Genomic DNA, 7,959 nt, shown 5'->3' on the forward strand with positions numbered 1-7,959 from the left:
CAGCGGTGCAGCGGGCGAACACGGATGGCGGTGCGGGTCGTGGACGGGGGCGCGGATCGTGGACAGGGGGGTGGGGCGGGTGCGGATGCGGCACCTCGGCCGGACGCCGAACCGCCCGCCCTGCCGGGAGCGGCGGGGCGGGCGGGCGGTGTCCGACCGGGAGGTCACATGCGGTTGTTGTAGGCCTCGCGGTTGGCGGCCGGGACCGGCGCGGAGGCCACCGCCCGGTCGAAGCCGCCGTGGCGCTGCTCGATGGCCAGCCCGGCGGCCCGGGCCATGCCGTTGAGCTCGATCGCGCAGTTCGCGGCCGCCGCGACCGCGCGGGCCTGGCCGACCAGGGCGCCGCCGACCTGCTGGAAGTCGTTCAGCGTCAGCGGGTCGAAGCCGAGCCGCTCGATGGCGCGGTAGTTGCGCTCGGCCTCGACGACCTTGGTGTTCAGGCGCTCGAAGCGGTCGCGGGCCGCGGCCTCCTCGAGCGCGGTCGCGACCGCCAGCTGCACCAGGTTCTCCTGGATCTGGCTGTAGGTGATCTCTGCCATACGGTTCCTCGCAGTTTCTGCTCTTCGGTGTTGACCTTCGGTCAGTCGCCGTAGGTGCTGGTCTCGGCCATGTCGACGTCGGCGGCGTTGCGGGCCTCCTGGATGCCGCCGTGGCGGCCCCACACGTTCGCCGACGCCTGGGAGGCGTTGCGCTCGGCGAGGTCGGAGGTGCGCAGGTCCTCCTCGCGGGAGGTCTTCAGCTCGGTGAGCTTCTCGACGATCGCCGCGAGCTCGCCGAGCGTCTTCGCGTCGTACTTGGCGGCCGCGGCGGCGTTGTAGGCGTGCTCGGCCTTGGCCCGCAGGTCGCTCAGGCGGGTGACGGCCGCGGCCGCGTCGTCCTTCTCCATCCGCGCCCAGCGCGAGAGCTGGGCGAGGTACTGCATCAGGGAGTCGACGCCGGTCACCTCGGTGACCAGCGCCGACATGGTGGGCAGATTGCTCATGCCGCTCCTCGGCGTAGTGGTGGTGGTCCCGCCGCCGGTGCCGGGGGCGGGCGTTGCGGGGTCGTCCTTGACGACCCGCAGGTGCGGGCCGCCCTCCGGGGAGGGGGCAGGGGACGGGACCGCCCCCGCCGACGCGGTGTCGGCGGGGGCGGGGGCGGGCGCCGGTGCGGTGCCGACGGTCGGCGGCCGCTCCGGCTTGGGCGGCACCGGCGGCACCGGCGGGGTGGCGGCCTTGGCTCGCTCCTCGCGGGCCCGGTCCTCCGCCTCCCAGCGCGCCAGGCGCTCCTTCCGCTCGCGTTCCAGGCGGGCGGCCTCCGCCTCGGCGGCGGCCACCGCCGCCGCGAGCCGCGCCGACGCCTCCGCGTCCGCCCCGGACGGCGCGGTCGGCGTGGTCGGGCCGCCGGTGTTCACCGTCTCGTCCTCGACGATCTCGGCGTCCACGATCTCCGCCTCTGCCGCGGCGCCGGCCTTGCGGGCGGCACGATCGGCCTTGACCTTGGTCCGGCGCTCACTGATCGCCGCCTTGGTCTCCGGCCACGCCTTGCGCCAGCCCTCCCGCGCGCCGGAGGTGAAGGTGTAGACGCGGGCGACCGAGTTGATCGCGCCCTGGGCGATCTTCTTCCCGGACTCCGTCCGGTCGATCGGCTTCGGGTCCTTCGGCGTCTTGGTGTGCTGCGCGGCCGTCGCCCGGCCGGCGGTGACCCCGCCGCCCAGCGCGTACGCCAGCGCCATCGCGATCAACAGCTCCATGGCTGTCCCCTTCTACTGGAGGCCGAACGCGCCGGCGACGATGCCGGCGACGACGTGCGCGACCCAGCCGACCGCCGCGGCCACCCCGTGGCCCACCGGGCCCGGGATCGCGGTCGCGAAGAACGGCATGGCCGCGGCCAGCGCCAGGGTGCGCGGGCTGCACCGGTTATCGCGCACGTCGATCAGCAGCACCACCGCCGCGCCCAGCGACACCAGCCAGCCCACCCCGATCCCGACCCAGTCGGTCATCAGGTTCGCGACCGCGTCGTTGGCCCAGGTGACGCCCTCGTTGATCAGGTGCCCCAGCCCGGTGCCGGCCAGGCCGACCCCGCCCGCGGTGAACAGCGCGATGTGCAGGTGCGGCATCTCCAGCTTCGCGAGCGCGCCCTTCACCGCCCCCGACGCCCGCCCGCCACCGCGGCCGCCGTGGCGCTTGCCCACACCCGCGGTCAGCGTCTGCCCGCCGCTCGCAAGGACCTGCAGCGCCGCCGACAGCGCCATGCTGGCGACGCCCACACCGGCCGCCACCGTCGTCTCGATCCCGGTCATGATCCCCTCCCAAGGGGCTAGTCGATCTACGTGTCGATCTCTGTCTGGATGTGCCGGCCGACCACCGCCGCGCCCCGAACCCGCCCCGTAGGACGGCCCGGTGACGGCCCGGCAGGCCGTGCCCGCCGCCACTTGCGGTTACGCAACGTGGGCGGGTACTCTCGCGCGCGCGCCTGCGCGCCCCTACGCGTTGAGCCCGGGCAGATACGCGTACATGCGAATGCGCGAAGCGAAATTCGCAATCAGGACCGGCGTCCCGTCACTTGCTGTGACGCTTCGCCAGGTTCGTCGACAGGCTCTGCAGAGCGGCCGCGATCTGCATCCACTCGCCGTCCCGGACGCCCTCCGGCAGTCGGCCGATCACCGACCGCAGGACGTCCCACTCGGCCGCCGCGGCCTCCTTCGGACCGCCCCCGGCCGCCTTGCTGCGGATCTTCGCTGCGTGCGCGCCGGCCCTGCGGGCCCGCTCCTCGCTGCGCTTCTCGGTCCTCTTGCGCCGCCAGGCCGGCGGCTGCGCGGTGTCCCCCACCGCTGCCTCCCTCATCTCGGATCCCGTCGGCCGGACGGCCGTGACCGCCCCCGCACCCACCCCGTGCGGGGCGGTCGGGAACGGCGACGAACAGCCGGACGCCAGGCAGGTCAGCGGCTGCGACGCAGCCGCGGGTGGCACCACCAGCAGGTGGGGCCGTGGTCGTGGGTGGTACGGGCGTGGGCGATCAGCAGCGGCGTCACGACGATCGCAACGACGGCCAGGACAACCAGCACCAGGCCGGTCACGTACGCGAGCAGGCTCATCGGCTTCTCCTTGCAGCACGGCGGTCAGGACTCTGAACTGCGGTGATAGGGGTTGAATCGGTGCGATCGCCTCCGGCGGGGGCCGGGTGTCGCTACCGTGGTGCTCGGCGCTTCGGCGCCTTCGGCGGTCACCAGGACGATTGACGCGTCCTGGTGGCCACCGGAGAAGCCGACGTCCGATCAGGCGGCCTCGGCGGCCTGGTCGTCGTGCTTGGTCTCCTCGGAGACCGGCATCTCGTCCTCCAGCGCGGAGGAGATGACGGCGAGCTCGAATTCCGAGTCGTCTGCGAGGCGCTTCTTCGCGGAGCGGATGCGGTCTCCGACCCACGTCTCGCCCTTGCTGTAGCGCTCGCCGATCGCTTTCTGGTCGATGTCCGAGCCCTCCAGCATCAGCCGCGCGACCTCTCGCTCGGCCTGCTCGCGAAGGTGCGAGCGGACTTCGCGAGGAACCGTGCCGCCGTTCTGCGAGGCGATTTCCGAGACGGACCGCGAGGCGCTGGCGCGGGAAGGGCGAGCGGTCTGCGAGGCCAGTCGCTGCTGGCGCGCGGCGGCCCGCTCCTCTGCCTTGCGGCGCTTCTCGGCGGCATCGGCGGCCTCCTTCTCGCGGCGCTCCTGCTCGGCCGCCCGCTGCTGCCGGACCTGCTCTTCCGCCAGCAGGACCTGGGCTTTCGCCTCGGCCTCGGCCTTGATCCGCAGCGCCTCGCGCTCAGCCGCCGAGCGCTTCGCGGCCTCCTCGTCCTCCCTCGCGATCCGCAGCCGCTCCGCCTCGATCTCCTGCTCGCGACGCAGCCGGGACTCCTCGATTTCCTGCTCCCGGCGCAGGCGGGCCTCCTCGTTTTCCCGCTCGATCCGCAGCCGCTCGGTCTCGCGCTGCGCCCTCGCGTTCTCCAGTTCGCGCTCCTCGCGAAGCCGCTCGATCTCCGCCTCGCGCTCCTCGCGGAGACGCTCGCTTTCGCGCTGCGCCCTCGCACTCTCCAGCGCGGCCTGCTCGCGAAGCCGCTCGGATTCCGCACGCCCGGCGATCCGGGCGGCCTCGGCAGCCTCGCGAACCCGCTCGCGCTCCAGGTGCTCCTGGTGCTCGCGCTCCTCCCGGCGACGCCGGTCCTCGCGCTCGGCGCGCTGCTCCTCCAGCCGCGCGGCCTCGCGCCGCTCCGCCTCTTCGCGGGTGCGGCGCTCGCGGTCGGCCTTCGCGGCGTGCTGCTGGTCCTCGAAGTCCTGCACGACCTGGCGCAGTTCGGCGAGCTTGCGCGAGAGGTATTTGCGGTAGCCGGAGGACGCCTCCGCCATCGTGATCAGCAGGAACGGCGCCACCGAGTGCAGCAGCAGGCCGCCGGCGTCCGGGTGCTTGGGGATGAGCATGAACTTCCCGTCCGGGTAGAGGGAGGTCCAGGAGTTCATCAGCCAGGTGCTGATACCGGCGAACCAGCGCAGCAGGAACGGCCAGGTGCCGGCGCGCTCGCCGCCCTGCTCCGTCAGGACGCCGTCGACGTACAGGACGGTGATCAGCGCGAGGGAGGCCATCGGGTCGAGCATCCACGCGATCCACATCGGGATGTCGTGGGACATCGCGAACAGGGTGACGTTGATGCAGGTGAAGACCAGCGCGCCGCCGCCGATGGCCATCAGCGAAGTCGTGATCTGCCCGCCCACCCTCTTGAGCTTGGCGAGAGCGGTCGTCGCCGCCTCGTATTCCTGGCGGCTCACCACGTGCACCGCCGCGGCGGCGGGCGTGGCGGAAGGGGAGCTGGGGCCGGGCGCGGGGCGCGCCGGGCCGGGCGGGGCCGCCGTCGGCGGCAGGGCGGTCAGGGTCACGAGGGGCCTCCGGAAGACGCGAAGCGGCGGCGGCCGCCTTGGAAGTGGCGGCCGCCGCGGGGGCGGGAAGGGGGCGGCCGGGCCGGGCGGGCCTCGGTCAGAGCGCGGCGGGGGCGGCCGTGCCGCTGTCGGTGCTGCGGGGGTCGGGACGGCTGAGGTCGAGCAGTTCCAGCAGCGCGGGCAGGGAGTCGACCGTCTGCATCTCCCAGGGGCGAGGGCTGCTCTTGATCAGGTGGATCTCCTCGGCCTCCGACCAGCCGAGGCTCTGGTAGGTGCGCAGCTTGGTGCGGCCGGGGTGGTAGTGGAGCCACTGGCCGGCGCCGAGGTAGTGGACGGCCGTGCCGTCCGGGTAGCCGGTCCAGCGCTCGGGCATCGTCAGGCCGAGCACGTCGTGCTCGTCGAAGGAGCGCTCGCAGTAGTCGGCGGCGCGGCAGGTCGCTTCGTCGCGGACGGCGGCGTCGACGTGGCGCAGGACGTCGGCCAGGTTGCCGTCGACCGGCGGCATCGGCGCCTCCCAGCCGGCGGCCTGCGTGGCGAGGATGTCCTCGGCGTGCCGCAGGCGGCGCTGGGTCGACTCCCACAGGCGGGTGGGGACCAGACGGAACATCAGGAAACCTCCTGGATGGAGTGGACGGTGCGTCGGGCACCGACGAACACCGCCCGTCCCGGTCCCGGTGCTGCTCGGGGCGGGACGTGGCGGTGAACGACGACCGACCGACGGTTGGCGGGACGACGGCCGGTCAGGCGCCCGCGGAACCGATCGGGACCGCCCGGCACTCGGCGGCGTGGCTGTTGGCCCACCGGCGCACGACGTCCCGGCTGTGGCTTTCGGTCGGCTCCAGGCCGCACGCCAGGCACAGGTAGCCGTGGTCGGCGCTGGGATAGTCGCTGTCTGACCGGGCGAACAGCGCGACCAGGCCGCCGCCCAGGTTGAGGAAGGTCATCACGGTGCGCTTCGGCAGCTCCGGCCCGGCCGGGGCGCCGACGTGGGTCCGCTCCAGTTCGGCGCGCAGCTCGGCGATCGTCTGCTCTTTCTGCGCGGCCCGCAGGTACGCGCCCTCCACCTTGCTGTCGCACACCGTTCGGGTCCGGGCCTCGCTGGCCCTCGCCTCGGCGGCCTGCCGACGCGCGATCTCCAACTCGGCGCGCAGGGCGGCCAAGTCGGCGGGCATCTGCGGCTGGTCCTGCCCGGTCTCGGGGCGCTGCTGCAGGAGCTTCTCCAGTCGGCGGGTGGTGTCGGCGAGGTTGCCCTCGGCCTGCTCGGCGCGCTGGCGCAGCGCGGCGAGCGAGCGGGTGGTGGTGATGGTGATCATCGGTGGTACCCCTCCTGGTCTCTACGGTTCGGCGGCGCGTCGGGCACCGACGAACACCGCCCGCCCCGCAGCCCGGACGGATCCGGGTGCGGGGCAGGCGGTGAACGACAGCAACCGCTGCGGGAGTCAGCGGGTGGTGGCGGTGCGGGTGCGGGTGCGGGAGGCGCGGCGCTTCATCGCGCGCCGCTCGTCCTCGCTCAGCCCGCCCCAGACGCCGGCGTCCTCGCCGGTCTTCATCGCCCAGGTCAGGCACTGCTTCATGACCGGGCAGCGGCGGCACACGGCCTTGGCCTCCTCGATCTGCAGCAGGGCCGGGCCGGTGTTGCCGATCGGGAAGAACAGCTCGGGGTCCTCTTCGCGGCACACCGCGCGGTGGCGCCAGTCCATGACGTTCTCCTTCTTCTCTGTGCGGTCGGTGTTGCTCAGGCGGTCTGGGGGAGGCGGGCGGTGCGGGCGAGCTGGTGGAGCGCGGCGACGGTGGCGGGGTGGGCGGCTTCGTCCAGGACGTGGCGCTGCTCGAGGAGCGCGCCGTCGCTCTCGGCCGGGCGGGCCAGGGTGTGCTCGGCCCAGAAGGTCAGGGCCTCCTCACCGGGCAGGGCGACGATGTGGTCGCGCTCGTCCCAGGCCGCGCAGTGCCAGCGGGAGGTGCTCTCGCCGAGCTGACGGGTGGTGATCTTCCAGGTCGGCCACTGCGGGCGCGGGCCGGGCTCGATGGCCAGGACCTCGTAGACGACGTCGGAGAAGGCGCTGCGGTAGAACCCGCCGACGGCGCGCGGGCCGATCTGGCGGGCGGCCCACCGGCGGTAGCTGGCGGCGTCGTAGTAGGCCTTGCGGGCGGGGGAGGAGGTGCGGGCGCGGTGCTTCATCAGGTGGCCTCCGGCCGGGAGCGTCGAGGGGCGCCCGCCGCGGCCCGGACCGGCGGGTCCGGGGCGCGGCGGGCGCGGAGGGGGTTGGTCAGCCGGCTGCCGGGATGCGGCAGCGGATGCGCTTGCCGATCGCGGAGGCGGTGACGGTCCAGCCGGGGGCGAGGACGTCGAGGAGGACCAGGCCGCGGCCGGACTCCGCCTCGTCGCTGTCCGGCGCGGTGGTGGTGCGGCGGGGGCCGGCGCGGAAGAGCGGGTCGTGGACGGCGATGACCGCGTCTTGGTCGGCGCGGTGGATCTCGACGACCAGCGGCACGTGGGGCCCGCAGGCGCGGACCGCGTTGCCGATCAGCTCGGACAGGACCAGCTGCGCGGACTCGGCGGTCTCCAGGTCGACGCCGTGGGCGAGCAGGACGGTCAGGGCCAGGGCGCGCACGCTCTGCACGGTGTCGCGTTCGGCCGTCAGGTGGGCGGTGATCCCGCCGGGCTGAGCGGCCAGGTAGAGGCCCGGGCGCGGGGCGGGGAGGATCGGGGGCTGGGCGGTGAGGCCGGGCGCGGTGCCGGTGCCGAAGACGGTGGTGGTCATCACCGGCCGCCCTTCGGCTTCGTGGGCGGCGGCGGGGTGACGGGCTTGCCCCCGCTGCTGAGGATGCGGCAGAGCGCGGGGTCGGCGGCGATCACTTCTTGCCCCCGCCCTGGCTCCGGACGCGGCGCAGGGCCTCGTCCATGTCCGGGTCGCTGTCGGCGCTGACGGGTCGGGGGCGTGCGATGATGTTGTTCAGCAAGGCGTTGCCTCCTACTAGGGCGCGTATTTGGTCGTGATCAAGTGGCGATTCTGGTGAGGTCCTTGATCCAGATCATCGCGCCTCGAAGGTGGAGGCCGGCGAGGTAGCTC

The 7,959-nt window shown here is 73.8% G+C and carries 11 protein-coding genes; all 11 read right to left on the bottom strand.

Annotated features, from left to right (window positions below; translation table 11 throughout):
* Positions 1-164: 164 nt before the first annotated feature.
* Entirely contained in the window at positions 165-539 is a 375-nt protein-coding gene (locus tag ABD345_RS35445) for a hypothetical protein (RefSeq protein WP_344558356.1), read from the bottom strand.
* 41 nt (positions 540-580) lie between these two features.
* Positions 581-1,732: a hypothetical protein gene (locus ABD345_RS35450; protein WP_344558357.1), complete on the bottom strand. Its 1,152-nt coding sequence runs from the start codon at positions 1,730-1,732 to the stop codon at positions 581-583.
* 12 nt (positions 1,733-1,744) lie between these two features.
* A complete protein-coding gene (locus ABD345_RS35455; RefSeq protein ID WP_344558358.1) occupies positions 1,745-2,281 on the bottom strand; it encodes a hypothetical protein in 537 nt (178 codons plus the stop codon).
* 259 nt (positions 2,282-2,540) lie between these two features.
* Entirely contained in the window at positions 2,541-2,810 is a 270-nt protein-coding gene (locus ABD345_RS35460; RefSeq protein ID WP_344558359.1) for a hypothetical protein, read from the bottom strand.
* Positions 2,811-2,920: 110 nt separating this feature from the next.
* Positions 2,921-3,076 (bottom strand): hypothetical protein, encoded by a 156-nt coding sequence (locus tag ABD345_RS35465; RefSeq protein ID WP_344558360.1) that lies wholly within the window; start codon positions 3,074-3,076, stop codon positions 2,921-2,923.
* Positions 3,077-3,256: 180 nt separating this feature from the next.
* Positions 3,257-4,888, bottom strand: coding sequence for a coiled-coil domain-containing protein (locus ABD345_RS35470; protein WP_344558361.1), 1,632 nt, complete (start codon positions 4,886-4,888; stop codon positions 3,257-3,259).
* A gap of 97 nt (positions 4,889-4,985) precedes the next feature.
* Positions 4,986-5,495: a hypothetical protein gene (locus ABD345_RS35475; protein ID WP_344558363.1), complete on the bottom strand. Its 510-nt coding sequence runs from the start codon at positions 5,493-5,495 to the stop codon at positions 4,986-4,988.
* Positions 5,496-5,628: 133 nt separating this feature from the next.
* The gene (locus ABD345_RS35480) at positions 5,629-6,201 is read right to left on the bottom strand and encodes a hypothetical protein (RefSeq protein ID WP_344558364.1); all 573 of its coding nucleotides are present in this window, start codon (positions 6,199-6,201) and stop codon (positions 5,629-5,631) included.
* A gap of 126 nt (positions 6,202-6,327) precedes the next feature.
* A complete protein-coding gene (locus ABD345_RS35485; RefSeq protein ID WP_344558365.1) occupies positions 6,328-6,588 on the bottom strand; it encodes a WhiB family transcriptional regulator in 261 nt (86 codons plus the stop codon).
* A 35-nt stretch (positions 6,589-6,623) separates the two neighbouring features.
* Positions 6,624-7,067: a hypothetical protein gene (locus tag ABD345_RS35490; RefSeq protein WP_344558366.1), complete on the bottom strand. Its 444-nt coding sequence runs from the start codon at positions 7,065-7,067 to the stop codon at positions 6,624-6,626.
* Positions 7,068-7,155: 88 nt separating this feature from the next.
* Positions 7,156-7,650, bottom strand: coding sequence for an ATP-binding protein (locus tag ABD345_RS35495; protein WP_344558367.1), 495 nt, complete (start codon positions 7,648-7,650; stop codon positions 7,156-7,158).
* Positions 7,651-7,959: the final 309 nt, after the last annotated feature.

The sequence above is a fragment of the Kitasatospora saccharophila genome, from assembly GCF_039529925.1.
GTDB lineage: Bacteria > Actinomycetota > Actinomycetes > Streptomycetales > Streptomycetaceae > Kitasatospora > Kitasatospora saccharophila.